The organism is Pseudomonas sp. GCEP-101 (assembly GCF_025133575.1).
Lineage (GTDB): Bacteria > Pseudomonadota > Gammaproteobacteria > Pseudomonadales > Pseudomonadaceae > Pseudomonas > Pseudomonas nitroreducens_B.
Window position 1 is genome coordinate 5,024,559 of sequence record NZ_CP104011.1, and the last position, 21,623, is coordinate 5,046,181.

A 21,623-nucleotide genomic window follows, 5' to 3' on the forward strand; every position below is an offset into this window, starting at 1 on the left:
GCCCTGCGAAAAAAGCCCGTCTCGACGGGCTTTTTTCATTTCCGGCAGGGCAAAAAAGCCGTGTTGCCGTATCATTCCGCGAACTATCGTTGCAGTCAGTCACCGTATGAAATTCGTCATTGCCCTCTTCTCTGCGCCGCACTCGCCGGCCGCGCGACGCGCCCTTCGCTTCGCCGAGGCTGCGCTGGCTGGCGGTCACGAAATCACCCGGCTGTTCTTCTACCGGGACGGCGTGCACAGCGCCTCGGCGAACGTGGTCGCGAGCCAGGACGAGTTGGATGTGGCCGCCGCCTGGACGCGCTTCGTGGCCGATAACCATCTGGACGGCGTGGTCTGTATTGCCGCTGCGCTACGTCGCGGTGTGCTCAATGAGGAAGAAGCCAAGCGCTACTCCCGCCCCGCCGCGAACCTGCGGGCTCCGTGGGAGCTTTCCGGCCTCGGTCAGCTGCATGAAGCGGCGCAACTGGCGGACCGCCTGGTCTGCTTCGGAGGCGATTGATGGCCAAGTCCTTGCTAATCATCAGCCGCCAGGCGCCCTGGGCCGGCCCCGCCGCGCGCGAGGCGCTGGACATCGCCCTGGCTGGCGGCGCGTTCGACCTGCCGATTTCCATGCTGTTCCTCGATGACGGCGTGTTCCAGCTCGCCCCTGGCCAGCGCCCAGCGACGCTGGAACAGAAGGACCTGCAGGCCAACCTGCAAGCATTGCCCCTGTTCGGCGTGGAGGCGCTCTACGCCAGCAGCCTTAGCCTGGCGGAGCGCGGGCTGGACAGCACCAGCCTGACGCTGCCTGTCCAGGCACTGGACGATGCCGCGCTCCGCGACCTGCTGCAAACCCACGACCAGGTGATCACGATCTGATGGCCACTCTCCACCTGCTCTCGCACTCCCCCTTCAACGACGGCCGTTTCGACAGTTGCCTGCGACTGCTGGGCGCTGACGATGGCATCCTGCTGACCGGGGATGCGGCGTACGCCCTGCAGCCAGGCAGCAAGGCCGCCCAGGCGTTGCTGGCGCTGCCCGCCGACCATGCACTGCACGCGCTGCATGAAGATCTGCAGGCGCGCGGCCTGGACGATCCGCCTGCACGGGTCGTCGCCCTGGATTACTCCGGCTTCGTCGAACTCTGCACACGCTTTGACAAGGTAAACGCCTGGCTATGAGTACGTTACTGGTCAACGGCCAAGCCCTGCCGCTGGACAAGGACGGTTATCTGGTCGACCTCAACGACTGGAGCGACGCTGCCGCCGAAGCCCTCGCTCATAACGAGGGCCTCCAGCTGACGCCCGATCACTGGGAAATCCTCCTGCTGCTGCGCGAGTTCTACGGCGAGTTCCAGCTGTCGCCGGCCAACCGCCCGCTGATCAAGTACGTGGCCCAGAAACTCGGCACGGAAAAAGGCAGCAGCCTGCACCTCAACCTCCTGTTCAAGGGCACACCGGCCAAGCTTGCCGCCAAGCTCGCCGGCCTGCCGAAGCCGACCAATTGCCTATGACCGCCGCTCCGCTCGTCCTGCAGACTCCCGCCGAACACCCCTTCGCCCAGTTCGTGCGCATCCTCGGCAAAGGCAAGCGCGGCGCCCGCGGCCTGACCCGCGAGGAGGCCCGCGAAGCACTGGGCATGATCCTGGACGACCAGGTCGAGGAATCCCACTTGGGCGCCTTCCTCATGCTCCTGCGGCACAAGGAGGAAAGCGCCGAAGAGCTCGCGGGTTTCACCGAGGCCGCGCGCTCCCGCCTGCAGGCGCCGAAGATCGCCGTGGACCTCGACTGGCCCAGCTACGCCGGCAAGAAGCGCCACCTGCCCTGGTACCTGCTGGCGGCCAAATGCCTGACCGGCAGCGGCACGCGCATTCTGCTGCACGGCGGTGGCGCGCATACCGCCGGCCGGATCTACAGCGAGCAACTTCTGGAACGGCTCGGCTTGCCGCTGTGCCGTGACTGGAGCGCCGTCAGTGCTGCACTGGACGCCACGGGGATCGCCTTCGCCCCGCTGGTGGACTGGATGCCGCGCCTGCAGCGCATGATCGACCTGCGCAACACGCTCGGCCTGCGCTCCCCCATGCATTCGGCCGTGCGCCTGCTCAACCCGCTGGGCGCCACCTGCGTCCTGCAGAGCATCTTCCATCCCGGCTATCAGGAAGTGCACCGCGAGGGCAGCCGCCTGCTCGGCGACTACGCCATCGTCATCAAGGGCGAAGGCGGCGAGATCGAGATGAACCCCGACGCCACCTCGCACCTCTACGGCTGCCAGGGCGGTGAAGCGTGGGACGAAGAGTGGCCGGCGCTGTCGCCGCTGCGCCACGTCAAGCCGGAAACCCTGGACCCGGCCCACCTGGTCGCCTTCTGGCGCGGCGAAACCGAGGACGCCTACGGCGAACTGGCCGTCCGCGCGACGATGGCATTGGCCCTGCGCGCCTTGGGCTTGCCGCGCGATGAAGCCTTCGCGGAAGCGGACAGACGCTGGGCCGCCCGAAACAGATCGATTTAATCGATATCTGGAATCCTGATTTTGCGCTAAACAATCGAGCCACAGTCGATAGACTGGTCCCATCTCCCCACTTTCTGGAGAAGCAGATGGGACAATTGATCGATGGCCGCTGGCAGGACCAGTGGTATGACACCAGCAAGGACGGCCGCTTCCAGCGCGAAAACGCTCAGCGCCGCAATTGGGTTACTGCCGACGGCCAGCCCGGCCCCACCGGCGAAGGTGGCTTTCGCGCCGAAGCCGGTCGCTATCACCTCTATGTTTCCCTGGCCTGCCCGTGGGCGCACCGCACGCTGATCTATCGCCAGCTCAAGGGCCTGGAGTCGCTGATCGACGTCTCGGTGGTCAGTTGGCTGATGCTGGAAAACGGCTGGACGTTCGACAAGACGCTCGGCTCCACGGGCGACAAGCTGGACGGCCTGGACTTCCTCCATCAGCGCTACACCAGGGACGACGCGCACTACACCGGCCGCGTGACCGTGCCGGTGCTGTGGGACAAGCACGAGCAGCGGATCGTCAGCAACGAGTCGGCGGAGATCATCCGCATGTTCAACAGCGCCTTCGACGGGATCACCGGCAACACGCTGGATCTCTACCCCGAGCCCCTGCGCGCGCAGATCGACGCGCTGAACGAACGTATCTACCCGGCCGTGAACAATGGTGTGTACCGCGCGGGCTTCGCCACGACGCAGGACGCCTATGAAGAAGCATTCAAGACGCTGTTCAACGAACTGGACTGGCTGGAAGAGCGCCTGGGTACGCAGCGCTACCTCGCCGGCGAATACCTGACCGAGGCGGATGTTCGCCTGTTCACCACCCTGATTCGCTTCGATGCGGTCTACCACGGCCACTTCAAGTGCAACCTGCGGCGCCTGGCGGATTACCCGAACCTGTCCGGCTGGCTGCGCGAGCTGTATCAGTTGGAGGGTGTCGCCGGAACCGTGGATTTCCAACACATCAAGCATCACTACTACGGCAGCCACCGGACCATCAACCCGACCGGCATCGTGCCGCTCGGCCCGCAGCAGGACTTCACCGGCCCGCACGGGCGGGGGCATCTGCGGGGCAAGGGGATTGCGCGCAGGGGCTGACCCACGGCGCCGCCTTTGTAGGAGCGGGCCATGCCTGCGATTCGCGGACAAAGTCCGCTACTACCTGGAAACTCCTTCGCTGGCCCCAGCCCTCTCCCCCCGCCCTCTCCCTGAAGGGAGAGGGAGCCATCCGAGCCGGCTGACGCCACAATTTCATCCTGCACCATACGGTCCCCTCTTTCTTCAGGGAGAGGGTTAGGGAGAGGGAAACGGACTTTCAGAAGAAGACAGTGCCCTGCAGGAGCCCTACAGCACCTGTAGGAGCGAGCTTGCTCGCGAAGCTCAGGGCAATTTCACGGCTTCAAGCGGTTCGCGAGCAAGCTCGCTCCTACAAAGAGCCGGTCAGATCGGTTTTTCGATGCCGTCGTAGACCTTCTGCAGCGCATCCAGGCGTTCCTGGTAGCGCTGCTTGAGACACGCCGTGTTGGCACGACAGGCGCGGCGCTGCTCCAGCCACGCGAGCTGGGAGTCGCCCAGGTTGCCACGCATGCCCATGGCGAACAGGCCGCGCAGCAGGCGGTAGGTGGTCGCCACCTGCACGTCCAGCTCGGACAACTGGCGATCCGCGCAGATGGCTTTCTCGTCGGCCTGTCGGGCCTTCTTGCAGTCGAAACTGGCCGCCGAGGCGGGCACGGCGAAGCAACCCAGGGCGCACACGGCGCCAAGGATCACCGTGCGCAGCGGTTTCACGGCTGCCCCTCGAACCAGGCGAGTTTTTCGCGCAGCTGCACCACTTCCCCGACGATCACCAGGGTGGGCGCATGGACCTCATGCTCGGCCACCAGCGCCGGCAGGTTCCCCAACGTGCCAGTGAAGACCCGTTGGTGGACCGTGGTGCCCTGCTGGATGAGCGCGGCCGGGGTGTCCGCCGAGCGGCCATGGCGCACCAGTTGCTCGCAGATGACCGGCAAGCCGACCAGGCCCATGTAGAACACCAGGGTTTGTCCTGGCGCGACCAGGTCATTCCAGGGCAGGTCAGTGCTGCCGTCCTTCAGGTGACCGGTCACGAAACGCACGGACTGCGCATAATCGCGGTGGGTCAGCGGGATACCGGCGTAGGCCGCGCAGCCGCTGGCGGCGGTAATGCCGGGCACGACCTGGAACGGGATGCCATTGGCCGCCAGTTCGTCGATCTCCTCGCCGCCTCGGCCGAAGATGAACGGATCGCCGCCCTTCAGGCGCAATACACGTTTGCCCTGCTGGGCCAGTTCCACCAGCTTGCGATTGATCTCGTCCTGCGGCACGGCGTGGTCCGCACGGCGCTTGCCGACGTAGAGGCGGTCGGCGTCGCGGCGGCACAGCTCGAGGATGGCCGGTGCGACGAGGCGGTCGTAAAGCACCACATCGGCCTGCTGCATCAGGCGCAGCGCGCGGAAGGTCAACAGGTCGGGATCGCCGGGGCCGGCGCCCACCAGATAGACCTCGCCACGGGATTCGGCCTGCGGCGCTTCCAGCTTGTCCGCCAGCAGGCGCTCGGCTTCGCTGGGCTGGCCGGCCAGCATGCGCTCGGCGACCGGGCCCTGGAACACGTCTTCCCAGAACTGGCGGCGCTGCTGCAGGTCCGGCAGGCGCTGCTTCACGCGCTCGCGGAAGCGGCTGGCGAGGCCCGCCAGCTGGCCGTAAGTGGCGGGAATCCAGGTTTCCAGCTTGGCACGCAGCAGTCGCACCAGCACCGGCGCATCGCCACCGCTGGAGACCGCCACCACCAGCGGCGAACGATCGACGATGGCCGGAAAGATCACGCTGCACAGTGCCGGCGCATCGACCACGTTGACCGGCACACCACGGGCATGGGCGTCGCGGGAGACCTGGGCATTGAGCGGCTCATCGTCCGTCGCGGCGATGACCAGTACGCAATCCCGCAGGTCCCCCTGGGCATACGGGCGCAGGAGCAGTTCGCCCGCGCCCTCCTCGACCAGCTCGCGCAGCTCCGAATGCACCTCCGGAGCCACGACGCGCAGCACCGCGCCGGCGTCGCTCAGCAGGCGCGCCTTGCGCAGTGCGACATCACCGCCGCCGACCAGTAGCGCGCGACGTCCGCGCAGGATGTGGAACAGCGGCAGGAAGTCCATCTCAGCCGATGACCTCGATGCCCGCCATGTAAGGCTTGAGCACCTCCGGCACGCGGATCGAGCCGTCGGCCTGCTGGTAGTTCTCCAGCACGGCGACCAGGGTACGGCCTACGGCCAGGCCCGAGCCGTTGAGGGTATGCACCAGCTCCGGCTTGCCGGTTTCCGGGTTGCGATAGCGCGCCTGCATGCGGCGGGCCTGGAAGTCGCCGCAGTTGGAGCAGGAGGAAATCTCGCGGTACTTGTCCTGGCTCGGCACCCAGACTTCCAGGTCGTAGGTCTTGGCGGCGCCGAAGCCCATGTCGCCGGTGCACAACGCCAGGGCGCGGTACGGCAGCTCCAGGGCCTGGAGGACCTTCTCGGCGTTGCCGACGAGGCTTTCCAGCGCTTCCCAGGATTTGGACGGCTCGACGATCTGCACCATCTCGACCTTGTCGAACTGGTGCTGGCGGATCATGCCGCGGGTATCGCGGCCCGACGCACCGGCTTCGCTGCGGAAGCACGGGGTGTGGGCGACGAACTTCAGCGGCAGTTCCTTCGCGTCGAGAATCTGCCCGGCAACGATGTTGGTCAAAGAGACTTCCGCAGTCGGGATCAGGTACAGGTCCGCTTCGTCTTCGCGCTGGATCTTGAACAGGTCTTCCTCGAACTTCGGCAGCTGGCCGGTGCCCTGCAACGCCGGAGCCTGTACCAGATACGGGGTGTAGGCCTCTTCGTAGCCGTGCTCGCGGGTATGCAGGTCGATCATGAACTGCGCCAGGGCGCGGTGCAGGCGGGCGATCGGGCCGCGCATCAGGGCGAAACGGGCGCCGGACAGGCGGGCGGCGGTCTCGAAGTCCAGCCAGCCGTGTTTTTCACCCAGGGCGACATGGTCCTTGATCTCGAAATCGAAGGTGCGCGGCGTGCCCCAGCGACGGACTTCGACGTTGTCGTCTTCATCGGCGCCCACCGGCACGGACTCGTGCGGCAGGTTGGGGATGTTCAGCAGCAGGCTGTCCAGCTCGGCCTGGATGGCGTCCAGCTCGCGCTTGCCGGCATCCAGTTCTTCGGCCATGCGGTTGACCTCGGCCTTCAGCGGCGCGACGTCCTCACCGTTCTTCATGGCCTGACCGATGGCCTTGGAGCGCGAATTGCGCTCGGCCTGCAGGGTCTCGGTGCGGGTCTGCACGGCCTTGCGCTGGCTCTCCAGCGCTTCGATGCGCGCCACGTCCAGGGTGAAGCCACGGGTGGCCAGGCGTTCGGCCACTTCCTGCGGCTGGGTACGAACCAGTTTGGAATCGAGCATGGTGTCTTCTCGTGTCGAGTGTCAGGCGGCGCTCGCGGGCGCCACTTCAGGATTTTCTGCGACGGCGGGAACTGGCCTTGTCGAGGCTGGCCAGGTGGCGCAGCTTTTCGCCGATCTTCAGTTCAAGCCCGCGCGGCACGGGTTGGTAATACTGGCGCGGCTCCATGGACTCGGGGAAGTAATCTTCCCCGGCCGCATAGGCATCCGGCTCATCATGGGCATAGCGGTACTCGTCGCCATAGCCCAGGTTCTTCATCAGCTTGGTCGGTGCGTTGCGCAGATGCAGCGGCACTTCCAGCGAACCGCTCTCCGCCACGTCACGGCGCGCCGTGTTGTAAGCGTTGTAGACTGCATTGCTCTTGGGCGCACAGGCCAGATAGACGATAGCCTGCGCAATCGCCAGCTCGCCTTCGGGGCTGCCGAGGCGCTCCTGCACATCCCAGGCGTGGAGGCACAGTGTCAGGGCGCGCGGGTCGGCGTTGCCGATGTCCTCGCTGGCCATGCGCACCACGCGGCGGGCGATGTATAGCGGATCACAGCCGCCATCGAGCATGCGCGCATACCAATACAGCGCGCCATCGGGGCTGGAGCCGCGCACCGATTTGTGCAGCGCACTGATCTGGTCGTAGAAGGCTTCGCCACCCTTGTCGAAGCGCCGGCGCGAATCGCCCAGCAGGTTCTGCAGCAGTTCGGCGCTGATCTCGCCGTTGTCCTCGGCGAGGTCGGAGGCGTTCTCCAGCAGGTTGAGCAGGCGCCGGCCATCGCCGTCGGCGGCAGCCATGAGAATCGCGAAGCTGTCGTCGGGCAGGCTCAGGTTGCGCTTGCCCAGGCCCTTCTCTTCGGTCAACGCACGCTCCACCAGCCGGCGCAGGGCCGCTTCGTCCAGGCTTTTCAGCACGTAGACGCGGGCACGGGAAAGCAGTGCATTGTTCAGCTCGAAGGATGGGTTCTCGGTGGTCGCACCGATGAAGATCAGCGTGCCGTCTTCCACGTAGGGCAGGAAGGCATCCTGCTGGCTCTTGTTGAAGCGGTGCACCTCGTCGACGAAGAGGATGGTGCGGCGGCCATACTGTGCGGCGTGCTGCTTGGCCACTTCCACCGACTGGCGGATTTCCTTCACGCCCGAGAGCACCGCCGAGATGGTCTCGAAATGCGCATCGGTGACCTGGGCCAGGAGCTTGGCCAGGGTGGTCTTGCCGACCCCGGGCGGCCCCCAGAAGATCATCGAGTGCAGCGCGCCCTGTTCCAGCGCCTCGCGCAGCGGCTTGCCGCGGGCGAGCAGGTGCTCCTGACCGACGTACTCGTCCAGGCTGGTCGCGCGCAGGCGCGCGGCCAGGGGCTGGGAAACGGGGGCGGAGCGGAACAGATCCACGGTCTTACCTATTTACTCGAAACGGGTTACTCGGCGCGAACAGGGCGCGCCGGTCACTCCTGGATGACGTCGACGCCCTTGGGCACTTCGAAGACGAACTGCTTGGCGTCTATCGCCTCGTTCATCTTCACGTCGAAGAACAGGATGTTGGTGCGCTGGCCGACGCTGTCGATCAGCTGCATGTCGTTCACCACGCCGCTGCGGAAGGAAATCCGCAGGCTGTCGAACAGGGTGTCCTTGGATTTCGGCTTGAGGGTGAAGTCGACCACGTTGCCGCCGTCTTTGGCGGTGATGTCGAAGCTTTGGCCGATCTTCGACACATCGCCGGAGAGCAGCAGGGCCGGCGTCTGGGTCAGGCGCTGGTCGAGCTTCTGGATGGTCACCTGCTCCAGGTCCGGGTCGTACAGCCAGATCTTCTCGCCATTGGAGATGAGCAGTTGCTCGTTCGGCGCATCGGTGTGCCAACGGAACAGGCCCGGCCGCTTGAGGCCCAGGGTGCCGGCGGTTTCCTGCAGGCGGGTGCCGCTGCCATCCAGGGTCAGCTGGGAGAAGCGCGCGGTCATGGTCTGGGCCTTGGTGAGCATCCCGCTCAGGCGCTGCGCAGCAGCTTCGTCGGCATGGGCCTGGACGCCGGCGACAGCCAGCGCAGCAACGAACAACAGGCGGATCAGACGCATCGAAATCCTCGAAGTCGAATCAATCACGGATCGGGGCCGGCGCGATCACTTCGCGCGAGCCATTGGTATTCATCGGGGTGACCACACCGGCCATTTCCATGGCCTCGATCATCCGCGCGGCGCGGTTATAGCCGATCTTTAGCTTGCGCTGCACGGCGGAAATCGACGCCCGGCGGCTTTCGGTCACGAAGCGTACGGCTTCGTCATACAGCGGGTCGTCCTCGCTGCCCTCGCCACCTTCGCCGCCACCGCCACCTTCGAATGAACCGCCACCGCCTTCTTCGGCGCCGGCGAGGATGTCCTCAATGTAGTTCGGTGCGCCACGTAGCTTCCAGGCTTCGACGACGCGGTGCACCTCGTCGTCGGAGACGAAGGCGCCATGCACGCGGATCGGCAGGCCGGTGCCCGGCGGCAGGTAGAGCATGTCGCCGTGGCCCAGCAGCTGTTCGGCGCCACCCTGGTCGAGGATGGTGCGCGAGTCGATCTTGCTGGAGACCTGGAAGGCGATACGGGTCGGGATGTTCGCCTTGATCAGGCCGGTAATCACGTCCACCGACGGACGCTGGGTCGCCAGGATCAGGTGGATACCGGCGGCCCGCGCCTTCTGGGCGATACGGGCGATCAGCTCTTCCACCTTCTTGCCGACGATCATCATCATGTCGGCGAATTCGTCCACCACCACCACGATGGTCGGCAGGGTCTGCAGCAGCGGCGCTTCGTCTTCCATGCTTTCGCGGCGGTACAGCGGGTCGGTCAGCGGCGTGCCGGCCTCCTCCGCGTCCTTCACCTTGCGGTTGAAGCCGGCGAGGTTACGCACGCCCATGGCCGCCATCAGCTTGTAGCGCCGCTCCATCTCGGCGACGCTCCAGCGCAGCGCGTTGGCGGCCTCCTTCATGTCGGTGACCACCGGGCAGAGCAGGTGCGGAATGCCTTCGTAGATCGACAGCTCCAGCATCTTCGGGTCGATCATGATCAACCGCGCCTCTTCCGGCGTGGACTTGAACAGGATCGACAGCAGCATGGCGTTCACGCCCACCGACTTACCCGAACCGGTAGTACCGGCCACCAGCAGGTGCGGCATCTTCGCCAGGTCGGTGATGATCGGGTTGCCGCCGATATCGTGGCCCAGGGCCAGCGGCACGGTGGACTTGTGCTCGTCGTATTCGGGGGTCATCAGCACTTCGGAGAAGCGCACCATCTGCCGGTCTTCGTTGGGAATCTCGATGCCGACGGTGGTCTTGCCGGGGATGACTTCCACCACGCGCACGCTGATGACTGCCAGCGAGCGCGCCAGGTCCTTGGCCAGGTTGGAAATGCGGCTGACCTTCACGCCAGCGGCTGGCTGGATTTCGAAACGGGTGATCACCGGGCCCGGATGCACGGATTCGACGATGACCTCGACGCCGAACTCCTTGAGCTTGATTTCCAGCAGGCGCGACATGGCCTCCAGGGACTCGGGCGAGTAGCTCTGTTTCTTTTCCGCGGCCGGGTCGAGGATCGACAGCGGCGGCAGGGTACCTTCCACGGCGGTATCGACGAACAGCGGTGCCTGCTTTTCCTTCAGCACGCGCTTGCTCGGCTCGACCGGTTTGGAGGGCGGCGGCGGGACGTCGATCTTCGGCGCCACGCGCTTCTCGCGCTCTTGCACGCTCTTGACCAGCGCTTCCTCGCGCTCGATCAGGCGCTCCTTGACCTTGGCCTGCTCGCGGCGGTCGGCCACGATGGGTGCGGCGACTTCAGCCACGCGCTCGTCGACTTCGCGAAGCTGAGCGACCAGTTGCTTGTGCTCACTACGGGCGCTCCACCAGCGATTGGTGGCGTTGTGGATCAGCTCGAAGAGGTCGAGGGTGATCTTGCCGGTGACGTCCATCACCTTGAACCAGGACAGATCGGCGAACACCGTCATGCCGAACAGGAACAGCGCCAGGAACAGCAGCGTACTGCCCTGCACGTTCAGCGCGTTGATACCCAGTTGGCCGAGGCTTTCGCCCAGGGCACCGCCGGCCGTGGCCGGCATATGGGCACCGCTGGTATGGAAGTGGATGTAGGCCAGCGCAGAGCCCGACAGCACCAGGAACACCAGGCCGATCAGGCGCCAGGAGAAGAGCCAGCCGCTCCACTCCCACGGCAGGTGGCGCTTGCGGAAGACCTGATAGGTCTTCACCGCCAGCAGCAGCGGGAACAGGTAGGCGAAATAGCCCAGCACCATGAACAGGATGTCGGCGCTGAGCGCGCCCAGGCGGCCGGCCGCGTTCTGCACCTGCTCGACGTGACTGGAGTGGCTCCAGCCCGGATCGGAGGAATCGTAGGTGAGCAGTGCCATCCACAGGTACAGGCAGAGCGCGCCGAGCGCGATCAGAGCCCCTTCCTTCAGACGGTAATGCAGTTGCTGGCGCCAGGCGGCGGCATGGCTTGCTGTGGTGTCCTTCAAAACGCTTCTATTCCTGCGCTATACGCGCGTCCGAGAGTCGTTGGGCCGCGAAACGGGCCTATTGTACGGCTTTGGCCGGCCGATGCCAGCGAACCCGGGTGTGCCTGACTGCGCTTTTGCCGGCTTTCCGGGGTTCGGTGTAGCATAGCCCAACACCGCTTTGCGGCTGCTCAATTGGAGCATGCATTCTCTTACGTGACAAAGGCTTATGGAGTCTTTTTATGAGTGAAGTCAAGCATTCGCGCCTGATCATCCTGGGCTCCGGCCCCGCGGGTTACACCGCGGCCGTGTACGCCGCGCGCGCCAACCTCAAGCCTGTTGTCATCACCGGCATCCAGCCCGGCGGCCAGCTGACCACCACCACCGAGGTCGACAACTGGCCCGGCGACGTCGAGGGCCTGACCGGCCCCGCCCTGATGCAGCGCATGGAGCAGCACGCCAAGCGTTTCGATACCGAGATCGTCTACGACCACATCCATACCGCGGAGTTGCAGCAGAAGCCCTTCACCCTCAAGGGTGACAGCGGCACCTACACCTGCGACGCGCTGATCATCGCCACCGGCGCCTCGGCCCAGTACCTGGGCATGTCTTCGGAAGAGGCCTTCATGGGCAAGGGCGTTTCCGCCTGTGCCACCTGCGACGGCTTCTTCTACCGCAACCAGGTGGTCTGCGTGGTCGGCGGCGGCAACACCGCCGTGGAAGAGGCGCTGTACCTGTCCAACATCGCCAAGGAAGTCCACCTGATCCACCGCCGCGACAAGCTGCGTTCGGAGAAGATCCTCCAGGACAAGCTGTTCGAGAAAGCCAGGAACGGCAATGTGCGCCTGCACTGGAACACCACTCTGGACGAGGTGCTGGGCGACAACATGGGCGTCGTCGGCGTTCGCCTGAAAGACGTCGACAGCGGCGAAACCCGCCAGCTGGACCTGGCCGGCGTATTCATCGCCATCGGCCACAAACCCAATAGCGACCTGTTCAAGGGCCAGCTGGAAATGCGTGACGGCTACCTGAAGGTCAAGGGTGGCGCCGAAGGCAATGCGACCCTGACCAGCATCGACGGCGTCTTCGCCGCCGGCGACGTGGCCGACCACGTCTACCGCCAGGCGATCACTTCCGCTGGCGCTGGCTGCATGGCCGCGCTGGACGCCGAAAAGTTCCTCGACGACAACTGATCGGCGCCAGGGGAGGCTCGCCCTCCCCTCCTCCCTATGCTCAAGTGGCTTTCCCGCAGCAATTTCGACTTTCCTCCCCTCGACAAGGCCCTGCATGAGCCCAACGGCCTGCTCGCGGCCGGTGGAGACCTGAACCCGCAACGCCTGATCCAGGCCTACCGCCACGGGTGCTTCCCCTGGTACCAGGACGGCCAGCCGATCCTCTGGTGGTCGCCCGACCCGCGCACGGTGCTGTTCCCGGATGAACTGCACGTTTCCCGCAGTCTCGCCAAGTTCATTCGACAGCAGCAGTACCAGGTCACCATCGACCAGGCGTTCGAGCAGGTCATCCAGGGTTGCGCCGGCCCGCGCGACTACGCCGACGGCACCTGGATCACCACGCCGATGCAGGAGGCCTATTGCCAGTTGCACCGCCTGGGAGTCGCCCACTCGGCGGAAGCGTGGCAGGGCGATGAACTGGTCGGCGGACTGTACGGCCTGGCCATCGGTCGGTTGTTCTTCGGCGAATCGATGTTCAGCCGCGCCGACAATGCCTCCAAGGTCGCCTTCGTCACCCTGGTGCAGCGCCTCAAAGCGGCCGGCTTCGTGCTGATCGACTGCCAGATGCCGACCCAGCACCTGCACAGCTTCGGCGCCCGGGCTATTTCCCGCGGCGAATTCGCCCGCTACCTGCGCCGTCATCTCGACGAAACACCGACGCAGGACTGGACTTCGCGAGCGGACCTGCTCAGCCTGTCTTAAACTTGCCTGAGGGACCTCGCAGGGGTTGAAGATGACCGAGCTCGCCCGCCTGAAGTTTTACGCCACACAACCGCATCCATGCAGCTATCTGCCCGAAGAGCAGGCCACCACCCTGTTCCTCGATCCCAGCCAGCCCATGGACGCGCAGTTGTATGCCTCGCTGTCCGAGGTCGGTTTCCGGCGCAGCGGCGAACACCTTTACCGGCCGCACTGCCAGCACTGCACTGCCTGCATCCCGGCGCGCATCCCGGCCGCCGGCTTCCAGCCCAGTCGCCAGCAGAAGCGCATCATCAAGCGCAACGCCGACCTGGAGGTCATCCGCAAGCGCCCGGCCTTCACCGAGGAGTACTATGCCCTCTACATGCGCTACATTGAGCAGCGGCATGCCGACGGTGACATGTACCCGCCCAGCCGCGACCAGTTCGCTACCTTCCTGGTGCGCGACCTGCCCTTCAGCTGTTTCTTCGAATTCCGCCTGCAAGGCAGGCTGCTCGCCGTCGCCGTGACCGACGTCCTGCCCAACGGCCTTTCCGCCGTCTATACCTTCTACGATCCGGACGAAGAGCGCCGTAGCCTCGGGCGCTTCGCCATTCTCTGGCAAATCGGCGAGACCGAAAGATTGGGCCTGCACGCGGTTTACCTGGGCTACTGGATCAAGAACTGCCGAAAGATGAACTACAAGACCCAGTACCGTCCGATCGAGCTTTTCGTCAATCAGCGCTGGGTGGCGTTGAACTGAGACGAAAACAGCCATTGGCGTTATGGGGTGATTTCAGGCACAATGTGTGCCTTTTTTAATGCCCTGAAACTTCAGGCAACCATAGATACCGAGGGTTCTACTGCATGTCGAAAGAAGACAGCTTCGAAATGGAAGGCACTGTCGTCGACACCCTGCCCAACACCATGTTCCGCGTGGAGTTGGAGAACGGGCACGTCGTTACCGCGCACATCTCCGGGAAGATGCGCAAGAATTACATCCGCATCCTGACTGGCGACAAAGTTCGCGTTGAACTGACGCCCTACGACTTGTCCAAGGGTCGTATTACCTACCGCGCTCGCTGATAGACGGTAGGTGCCGGCAAATCCGGCACATAGAAAAACGCCCGGCATTGCCGGGCGTTTTCGTTTGGAACGCCCGACTGGCGTCAGGCAGGCTCTGCGGCGATCACTTCGAACTCGAAGGCCAGCTCGCCATCTTTGAGGTCCACATGGGCCACACCGCCGTGCTCGGCCAGCTCCCCGAACAGGATCTCCTCGGCCAGCGGCCGCTTGATCTTGTCCTGGATCAGCCGTGCCATGGGGCGAGCGCCCATCTGCGGATCGTAACCCTTGTCCGCCAGCCAACCGCGGGCTGCGTCGCTGACCTCGATCTGCACGTGCTTGTCCTCCAGCTGCGCCTGCAGCTCGGTGAGGAACTTGTCGACGATGCTCTTGATGGTCTCGTGACTCAGGCGGCCGAACTGGATGATGGTATCCAGGCGGTTGCGGAACTCCGGGGTGAAGCTCTTCTTGATCACTTCCATGGCATCGGTGGAGTGGTCCTGCTGCGTGAAGCCGATGGAGGCCCGCGCCGCGGTTTCCGCGCCAGCGTTGGTGGTCATGATCAGGATGACGTTGCGGAAGTCCGCCTTGCGCCCGTTGTTATCGGTCAGGGTGCCGTGGTCCATCACCTGCAGCAGCAGGTTGAAGACTTCCGGGTGCGCCTTCTCGATCTCATCCAGCAGCAGCACGCAGTGCGGCGTCTTGGTAATGGCCTCGGTGAGCAGGCCGCCCTGGTCGAAACCGACGTAGCCCGGAGGCGCGCCGATCAGACGGGACACGGTATGCCGCTCCATGTACTCGGACATGTCGAAGCGCACCAACTCCACGCCCAGCGCCTTGGCCAACTGTCGCGCCACCTCGGTCTTGCCCACCCCGGTCGGGCCGGAGAACAGGAAGGAACCCACGGGCTTGTCCGGCGACTTCAGGCCGGCGCGTGACAGCTTGATGGCGGTGGACAGCGACTCGATGGCCGCCGCCTGGCCGAACACGGTCAGCTTCAGGTCGCGTTCCAGGTTACGCAGCAGCTCCTTGTCGGAACTGGAGACGTGCTTGGGCGGAATCCGCGCGATCTTCGCGACGATGTCCTCGACCTGCGGCACTTCGATGCGCTTCACGCGCTTCTCTTCCGGTTGCAGGCGCTGGTATGCACCCGCCTCGTCGATGACGTCGATGGCCTTGTCCGGCATGTGCCGGTCGTTGATGTAGCGGGCGGCCAGCTCGGCGGCGGCGCGCAGCGCTTCATCGCTGTACTCGATGTGGTGGTGCTGCTCGAAGCGCGGCTTCAGGCCCTTCAGGATGCCAAAGGTGTCCTCGACGGACGGTTCGGTGACGTCGACCTTCTGGAAGCGACGAGCCAGCGCGCGATCCTTCTCGAAGATGCCGCGGAATTCCTGGAAGGTGGTCGAACCGATGCAGCGGATCTCACCGGACGACAGCAGCGGCTTGAGCAGGTTGGACGCATCCATCACCCCGCCCGATGCCGCGCCGGCGCCGATGATGGTGTGGATTTCGTCGATGAACAACACGGCATGCGGCCGCTTGCGCAGTTCGTTGAGCAGCGCCTTGAAGCGCTTCTCGAAGTCGCCGCGGTACTTGGTGCCGGCCAGCAGCGCGCCCAGGTCCAGGGAGTAGACGACGCTGTCGGACAACAGATCCGGCACCTGGCCGTCGACGATGCGCTTGGCCAGGCCTTCGGCGATGGCGGTCTTGCCCACGCCAGCCTCACCCACCAGCAGCGGGTTGTTCTTGCGCCGACGGGCGAGGATCTGCGCGACACGCTCGACTTCCGACTCGCGGCCGACCAGCGGATCGATACGCCCCTGGCGCGCCAGGTCGTTCAGGTTGCTGGCATAGGCATCCAGCGGATGACTGGAGGTGGACGACTCGCCGCCCTCCTCGTCCTGCATCTCCTGCTCGCTGTCCGGGTGCTCGGCATGGCCGGGCACCTTGGAGATGCCGTGGGCGATGTAGTTGACCACGTCGATGCGGGCGACGCTCTGCTGCTTGAGCAGGAACACCGCCTGGCTCTCCTGCTCGCTGAAGATGGCGACCAGCACATTGGCGCCGGTGACTTCACGCTTGCCGGAACTCTGCACGTGGAATACGGCACGCTGCAGGACACGCTGGAAGCCCAGGGTCGGCTGGGTTTCGCGTTCCTCGTCGTGCTGAGGGATCAGCGGCGTCGTGGAATCGATGAACTCCTGCAGGTCTCGCCGCAGCTTGTCCAGATTCGCACCGCACGCCTTCAGAACCGTCGCGGCAGCCTCGTTATCCAGAAGCGCCAACAGCAAGTGCTCAACGGTCATGAACTCATGCCGCTTCGCCCGCGCCTCCTTGAAGGCGAGATTGAGGGTGACTTCGAGCTCTCGATTCAACATGACTTCACCTCGCTCCCAAACATCCGCATCAACCTTCTATCTCAATTTCGCACAACAGTGGATGTTGGCTCTCCCTCGCATATTGATTGACCTGCATGGCTTTGGTTTCCGCGACATCGCGGGTAAAGGTCCCGCAGTTCGCCTTGCCCTGGGTATGCACAGTCAACATGACCTTGGTTGCCTGCTCGCGGTTCATGTTGAAGTACAGCTCCAGCACCTCAACCACGAAATCCATCGGGGTGTAATCATCGTTGAACATGATGACCCGATACATGGACGGCGCCTTGAGGGCTGGTTTGGCTTCTTCAACCGCCAGCCCCGTCCCGTCGTCTTCCATTGGATCCGGGCGGTCCTGATTGAATGTTAGTCGAATCTGGCTACTTGCATGCATGCTGGAATAAAAGCTTTGCGAGTGGGTGAATGAGTGGGCCGGTTGGAGTTTGAATCGCCTCTCAGGCCCAGACGACGCCGCCTTGACTAACGGCAAAAGGGTGTTACAACCAAAGGATACCCCCCGGAGGGTATCAGGAGTTCCGGACGCCAGTCTTTACAAAAAGGCATAGCGGAATAGTAGTGGATGATACTCCAGCGATGGAGTCCTTTGCAGAGGGATATCAGCATGCTTAGCGGTAAGGTCAAGTGGTTCAACAACGCCAAGGGCTATGGTTTCATCCTGGCTGATGGCCGAGATGAGGACCTGTTTGCTCATTATTCGGCAATCCAGATGGATGGCTACAAGACTCTCAAGGCCGGCCAACCCGTCAGTTTCGAGATCCTGCAAGGTCCGAAAGGGTTGCACGCGGTGAACATCCAGCCCGTCAACGCCAATGCATCCACCCCAGCCGCGCAGACTGCCCCGAGCAGCGAGGTCGAGAACCTCACGGCGGAAGCCTGATTCGTCACGGATCAGACGAAACGAAAAAGGCCGGCAGCAAGCCGGCCTTTTTCATGGGCGAGGAATTACCCCGTTACATCTTGGCGATGATCGCGTCGCCGAACTCGGAGCAGGACAGCAGCTTGGCGCCGTCCATCAGGCGCTCGAAGTCGTAGGTCACGGTCTTCGCGGCGATCGCGCCGTTGACGCCGTCAATGATCAGGTCGGCCGCCTCCGGCCAGCCCATGTGGCGCAGCATCATCTCCGCGGAGAGGATCACCGACCCCGGGTTGACCTTGTCCAGCCCCGCGTACTTGGGCGCGGTACCGTGGGTCGCCTCGAACATGGCCACCGAGTCGGACAGGTTGGCCCCCGGCGCGATGCCGATGCCACCCACTTCCGCCGCCAGGGCGTCGGACAGGTAGTCACCGTTCAGGTTGAGGGTGGCGATCACGTCGTATTCGGCCGGCCGCAGCAGGATCTGCTGCAGCATGGCGTCGGCGATGACGTCCTTCACCACGATGTTCTTGCCGGTGGTCGGGTTCTTGAACTGCATCCACGGGCCGCCGTCGAGCAGTTGGGCGCCGAACTCGTCGCGGGCCACTTCGTAGCCCCAGTCCTTGAACGCACCCTCGGTGAATTTCATGATGTTGCCCTTGTGGACCAGGGTGACCGAGCTGCGGTCATTGTCCACGGCATATTGCAGGGCCTTGCGCACCAGGCGTTTGGTGCCTTCCTGGGAAACCGGCTTGATGCCGATGCCGCAGTTGTCGGTGAAGCGGATCTTCTTGACGCCCATTTCCTCGGTGAGGAACTTGATCACCTTCTGCGCTTCCGGCGAGCCCGCCTTCCACTCGACACCAGCATAGATGTCCTCGGAGTTCTCGCGGAAGATCACCATGTCCACGTCGCCGGGCTTCTTCACCGGGCTGGGCACGCCTTCGAACCAGCGCACCGGGCGCAGGCAAACGTACAGGTCGAGCTGCTGGCGCAAGGCCACGTTCAGAGAGCGAATGCCGCCGCCCACCGGGGTGGTCAGCGGGCCCTTGATGGACACCACGTAATCGCGAACGGCATCCAGGGTTTCCTGGGGCAGCCAGGTGTCCTGGTCGTAGACCTGGGTGGCTTTCTCGCCGGCGTAGACTTCCATCCATGCGATCTTGCGGTCGCCCTTGTAGGCTTTCTCGACGGCAGCGTCGACGACCTTGATCATGACCGGGCTGATATCCACGCCAATGCCATCACCCTCGATGAACGGGATGATCGGGTTCTTCGGTACATTCAAGGACATATCGGCGTTGACGGTGATTTTGTCACCGGCCGGCACCTGGATCTTTTGGTATCCCATGCTGAACTCCGCTTTTTGGTTGAAACCCACTTGCAGCCACTGAGGGTAGCTCACAAGTCGATGATCGAACCACATCATTCCTTAGTCTAAAAAAGCCACGCGCATCAGCCGGCCTTTAGGGTGGTATACTGGCCGGCATGACTTAATGGTCATCGAGGTCCGAGCAGTCTGGGACCAGACTCTCTCCTCGCAGCGGCGCACATCCCCATCAGGATCCCGCCGTACAACGCTCTACTGGCGCCCCAATATCCCCGCGGCAAATCTCGAAGGTCGGTCAACCACTTCGTTGAACGCAAGCGTGTACCAACGCGATTCGAGACTCTGTGCGCGCCCAGCAAAGAAGAGAGTTAGAACGAGATGTCCATCCGCTCGAAGATCACCTACACCTTCACCGACGAAGCACCCGCCCTTGCCACCTATTCGCTTCTTCCCATCGTAAAAGCCTTTGCCGCTTCCGCCGGCATCGACGTCGAGACCCGCGACATCTCTCTTTCGGGCCGTATCCTGGCCTCCTTCGCTGACAAGCTCGGCGACAAGGCGATCGAAGACGATCTGGCCTACCTGGCCGTACTGGCCACCGACCCCAAAGCCAACATCATCAAGCTGCCGAACATCTCCGCTTCGGTACCGCAGCTCAAGGGCGCCATCGCCGAGCTGCAGAAGCTTGGCTACGCCGTTCCGGACTTCCCGGAAGACCCGCAGACCGACGAAGAGAAAGACACCCGCGCCCGCTACGCCAAGGTCCTGGGCAGCGCCGTGAACCCGGTCCTGCGTGAAGGCAACTCCGACCGCCGCGCGCCGGCCGCCGTGAAGGCCTACGCCCGCAAGCACCCGCACAGCATGGGCAAGTGGAGCATGGCGTCGCGCTCCCACGCCGACTACATGCGTGGCGGCGACTTCTTCTCCAGCGAGCAGTCGGTCACCATCCCGAAGGCCGGTGAAGTCCGCATCGAGTTCGTCGGCAAGGACGGCAAGGTCGAGACCAAGAAGACCCTGAAGATGCAGGACGGCGAAGTCCTGGACAGCATGTTCATGAGCTGCAGCAAACTGCGCGCCTTCTTCGAGAAGACCCTGCAGGACTGCAAGGAAACCGGCGTCATGTGGTCCCTGCACGTCAAGGCCACCATGATGAAGATCTCCCACCCGATCGTCTTCGGCCATGCCGTCACCGTCTACTACAAGGACGTGTTCGAGAAATACGGCCAGCTGTTCGAAGAGCTCGGCGTCAACCCGAACAACGGCATCTCCAGCGTCTACGACAAGATCAAGTCGCTGCCGGCCTCGCAGCAGGAAGAAATCCTGCACGACATCCACGAGGTGTACAGCCACCGTCCGGAAATGGCGATGGTCGACTCGGTCAAGGGCATCACCAACCTGCACATCCCCAGCGACGTGATCGTCGACGCCTCCATGCCGGCCATGATCCGCAACTCGGGTCAGATGTGGGGCAAGGACGGCAAGCAGAAAGACACCAAAGCGGTAATGCCGGAAAGCACCTACGCCCGCATCTACCAGGAAATGATCAACTTCTGCAAGACCAACGGCGCGTTCGACCCGACCACCATGGGCAGCGTACCGAACGTCGGCCTGATGGCGCAGAAGGCCGAGGAATACGGCTCCCACGACAAGACCTTCGAACTGGAAGCTGACGGCGTAATGCGCGTCGTCGATGCCGACGGCAAGGTCCTGATGCAGCACGAAGTACAGGCCGGCGACATCTGGCGCGCCTGCCAGACCAAGGACGCCCCGATCCGCGACTGGGTCAAGCTGGCCGTTACCCGCGCCCGCGCCTCCAACACCCCGGCCATCTTCTGGCTGGACCCGGAACGCGCCCACGACAACGAGCTGCGCAAGAAGGTCGAGCTGTACCTGAAGGACCACGACCTGACCGGCCTGGACATCAGCATCAAGGGTTACAACGAAGCCATCCGCACCAGCATGGAGCGCCAGATGCGCGGCCTGGACACCATCTCGGTGACCGGCAACGTCCTGCGCGACTACCTGACCGACCTGTTCCCGATCATGGAACTGGGCACCTCGGCCAAGATGCTGTCCATCGTTCCGCTGATGGCGGGCGGCGGCATGTACGAAACCGGCGCCGGCGGCTCAGCTCCGAAACACGTGCAGCAGCTGGTGGAAGAGAACTACCTGCGCTGGGATTCCCTGGGCGAGTTCCTGGCCCTGGCGGTCTCATTCGAGGAAGAAGGCATCAAGACCGACAATGCCAAGGCCAAGGTACTGGGCAAGACCCTGGACATCGCCACCGGCAAGCTGCTCGACAACAACAAGTCGCCGTCGCGCAAGATCGGTGAGATCGACAACCGCGGCAGCCACTTCTACCTGGCCATGTACTGGGCCCAAGCCCTGGCCGAGCAGAACGACGACGCCGAGCTGAAGGCACACTTCGCGCCCCTGGCCAAGACCCTGACCGAGAAGGAAGCAGCGATCGTTGCCGAGCTCAACGGCGTACAGGGCAAGCCGGCGGACATCGGCGGTTACTACCGTTCCAACCCGGAGCTGACCAGCAAGGTCATGCGCCCGAGCGCGACCTTCAACGCCGCGATCGACGCACTGGCGTAAGCCGCTTCGCGTGACACCAGAACCCCCGGGCCTTCCCGGGGGTTCTGCTTTCTGCCTCCGGCAACGTTAAACTCGCGCCT

At 64.0% G+C, this 21,623-nt stretch carries 21 protein-coding genes; 12 read left to right on the forward strand and 9 right to left on the reverse strand.

The annotated features are described in order from the left end of the window. Nucleotides 1–106 precede the first annotated feature (106 nt). The 6 genes from tusD to N0B71_RS22905 all read left to right on the forward strand — a co-directional run bounded on the left by tusD (nucleotide 107) and on the right by N0B71_RS22905 (nucleotide 3,575). Complete coding sequence (tusD, locus tag N0B71_RS22880) at nucleotides 107–499, forward strand: sulfurtransferase complex subunit TusD (RefSeq protein WP_259755091.1); 393 nt, start codon at nucleotides 107–109, stop codon at nucleotides 497–499. After that, nucleotides 499–858 (forward strand): sulfurtransferase complex subunit TusC, encoded by a 360-nt coding sequence (tusC, locus tag N0B71_RS22885; protein WP_259755092.1) that lies wholly within the window; start codon nucleotides 499–501, stop codon nucleotides 856–858. Before tusD ends, tusC begins: the two co-directional genes overlap by 1 nt. Then, nucleotides 858–1,160 carry a sulfurtransferase complex subunit TusB gene (tusB, locus tag N0B71_RS22890; RefSeq protein WP_259755093.1) on the forward strand — a complete coding sequence of 101 codons (303 nt, stop codon included), beginning with the start codon at nucleotides 858–860 and terminating at the stop codon, nucleotides 1,158–1,160. The genes tusC and tusB overlap by 1 nt, the downstream gene beginning before the upstream one ends. After that, a complete protein-coding gene (locus N0B71_RS22895; protein ID WP_259755094.1) occupies nucleotides 1,157–1,492 on the forward strand; it encodes a TusE/DsrC/DsvC family sulfur relay protein in 336 nt (111 codons plus the stop codon). The genes tusB and N0B71_RS22895 overlap by 4 nt, the downstream gene beginning before the upstream one ends. Next, complete coding sequence (locus N0B71_RS22900) at nucleotides 1,489–2,487, forward strand: glycosyl transferase family protein (RefSeq protein WP_259755095.1); 999 nt, start codon at nucleotides 1,489–1,491, stop codon at nucleotides 2,485–2,487. Before N0B71_RS22895 ends, N0B71_RS22900 begins: the two co-directional genes overlap by 4 nt. A gap of 86 nt (nucleotides 2,488–2,573) precedes the next feature. Next, nucleotides 2,574–3,575 carry a glutathione S-transferase family protein gene (locus N0B71_RS22905; RefSeq protein WP_259755096.1) on the forward strand — a complete coding sequence of 334 codons (1,002 nt, stop codon included), beginning with the start codon at nucleotides 2,574–2,576 and terminating at the stop codon, nucleotides 3,573–3,575. Nucleotides 3,576–3,917: 342 nt separating this feature from the next. Here the strand turns inward: N0B71_RS22905 and N0B71_RS22910 are convergent, their stop codons facing one another. The 6 genes from N0B71_RS22910 to ftsK are packed head-to-tail and all read right to left on the reverse strand — an operon-like array spanning nucleotide 3,918 to nucleotide 11,409. After that, nucleotides 3,918–4,265, reverse strand: coding sequence for a lysozyme inhibitor LprI family protein (locus N0B71_RS22910; protein WP_442964627.1), 348 nt, complete (start codon nucleotides 4,263–4,265; stop codon nucleotides 3,918–3,920). Beyond that, the gene (cysG, locus tag N0B71_RS22915; protein ID WP_259755097.1) at nucleotides 4,262–5,647 is read right to left on the reverse strand and encodes a siroheme synthase CysG; all 1,386 of its coding nucleotides are present in this window, start codon (nucleotides 5,645–5,647) and stop codon (nucleotides 4,262–4,264) included. Before cysG ends, N0B71_RS22910 begins: the two co-directional genes overlap by 4 nt. A gap of 1 nt (nucleotide 5,648) precedes the next feature. Continuing rightward, entirely contained in the window at nucleotides 5,649–6,929 is a 1,281-nt protein-coding gene (serS, locus tag N0B71_RS22920) for a serine--tRNA ligase (RefSeq protein ID WP_259755098.1), read from the reverse strand. A gap of 46 nt (nucleotides 6,930–6,975) precedes the next feature. Next, nucleotides 6,976–8,301: a replication-associated recombination protein A gene (locus N0B71_RS22925; RefSeq protein WP_259755099.1), complete on the reverse strand. Its 1,326-nt coding sequence runs from the start codon at nucleotides 8,299–8,301 to the stop codon at nucleotides 6,976–6,978. 53 nt (nucleotides 8,302–8,354) lie between these two features. Beyond that, nucleotides 8,355–8,978 carry an outer membrane lipoprotein chaperone LolA gene (gene lolA, locus N0B71_RS22930; RefSeq protein WP_259755100.1) on the reverse strand — a complete coding sequence of 208 codons (624 nt, stop codon included), beginning with the start codon at nucleotides 8,976–8,978 and terminating at the stop codon, nucleotides 8,355–8,357. A 19-nt stretch (nucleotides 8,979–8,997) separates the two neighbouring features. After that, complete coding sequence (gene ftsK / locus N0B71_RS22935; RefSeq protein WP_259755101.1) at nucleotides 8,998–11,409, reverse strand: DNA translocase FtsK; 2,412 nt, start codon at nucleotides 11,407–11,409, stop codon at nucleotides 8,998–9,000. 221 nt (nucleotides 11,410–11,630) lie between these two features. Between ftsK and trxB the strand changes: the two genes are divergently transcribed. From trxB to infA, 4 genes are all read left to right on the forward strand, one after another. Next, entirely contained in the window at nucleotides 11,631–12,581 is a 951-nt protein-coding gene (gene trxB / locus N0B71_RS22940) for a thioredoxin-disulfide reductase (protein WP_259755102.1), read from the forward strand. Between the two features lie 36 nt (nucleotides 12,582–12,617). Further along, a complete protein-coding gene (gene aat / locus N0B71_RS22945) occupies nucleotides 12,618–13,322 on the forward strand; it encodes a leucyl/phenylalanyl-tRNA--protein transferase (protein WP_259755103.1) in 705 nt (234 codons plus the stop codon). A gap of 31 nt (nucleotides 13,323–13,353) precedes the next feature. After that, the gene (locus N0B71_RS22950; RefSeq protein WP_259755104.1) at nucleotides 13,354–14,061 is read left to right on the forward strand and encodes an arginyltransferase; all 708 of its coding nucleotides are present in this window, start codon (nucleotides 13,354–13,356) and stop codon (nucleotides 14,059–14,061) included. Between the two features lie 104 nt (nucleotides 14,062–14,165). Further along, nucleotides 14,166–14,384, forward strand: coding sequence for a translation initiation factor IF-1 (infA, locus tag N0B71_RS22955; protein WP_002553999.1), 219 nt, complete (start codon nucleotides 14,166–14,168; stop codon nucleotides 14,382–14,384). An 83-nt stretch (nucleotides 14,385–14,467) separates the two neighbouring features. Here the strand turns inward: infA and clpA are convergent, their stop codons facing one another. Both clpA and clpS read right to left on the reverse strand, forming a co-directional pair. Then, complete coding sequence (clpA, locus tag N0B71_RS22960) at nucleotides 14,468–16,741, reverse strand: ATP-dependent Clp protease ATP-binding subunit ClpA (protein WP_259755105.1); 2,274 nt, start codon at nucleotides 16,739–16,741, stop codon at nucleotides 14,468–14,470. Nucleotides 16,742–16,769: 28 nt separating this feature from the next. Then, the gene (clpS, locus tag N0B71_RS22965; RefSeq protein ID WP_259755106.1) at nucleotides 16,770–17,132 is read right to left on the reverse strand and encodes an ATP-dependent Clp protease adapter ClpS; all 363 of its coding nucleotides are present in this window, start codon (nucleotides 17,130–17,132) and stop codon (nucleotides 16,770–16,772) included. A gap of 228 nt (nucleotides 17,133–17,360) precedes the next feature. Here clpS and cspD point away from each other — a divergent pair, with 228 nt between their 5' ends. After that, on the forward strand, nucleotides 17,361–17,636 hold the full coding sequence (gene cspD, locus N0B71_RS22970; protein ID WP_259755107.1) for a cold shock domain-containing protein CspD: 276 nt from the start codon (nucleotides 17,361–17,363) through the stop codon (nucleotides 17,634–17,636). 73 nt (nucleotides 17,637–17,709) lie between these two features. Here the strand turns inward: cspD and icd are convergent, their stop codons facing one another. Next, the gene (gene icd, locus N0B71_RS22975) at nucleotides 17,710–18,963 is read right to left on the reverse strand and encodes an NADP-dependent isocitrate dehydrogenase (protein ID WP_259755108.1); all 1,254 of its coding nucleotides are present in this window, start codon (nucleotides 18,961–18,963) and stop codon (nucleotides 17,710–17,712) included. A 357-nt stretch (nucleotides 18,964–19,320) separates the two neighbouring features. Between icd and N0B71_RS22980 the strand changes: the two genes are divergently transcribed. Further along, nucleotides 19,321–21,543 carry an NADP-dependent isocitrate dehydrogenase gene (locus N0B71_RS22980; protein WP_259755110.1) on the forward strand — a complete coding sequence of 741 codons (2,223 nt, stop codon included), beginning with the start codon at nucleotides 19,321–19,323 and terminating at the stop codon, nucleotides 21,541–21,543. The last annotated feature ends 80 nt before the right edge of the window (nucleotides 21,544–21,623 follow it).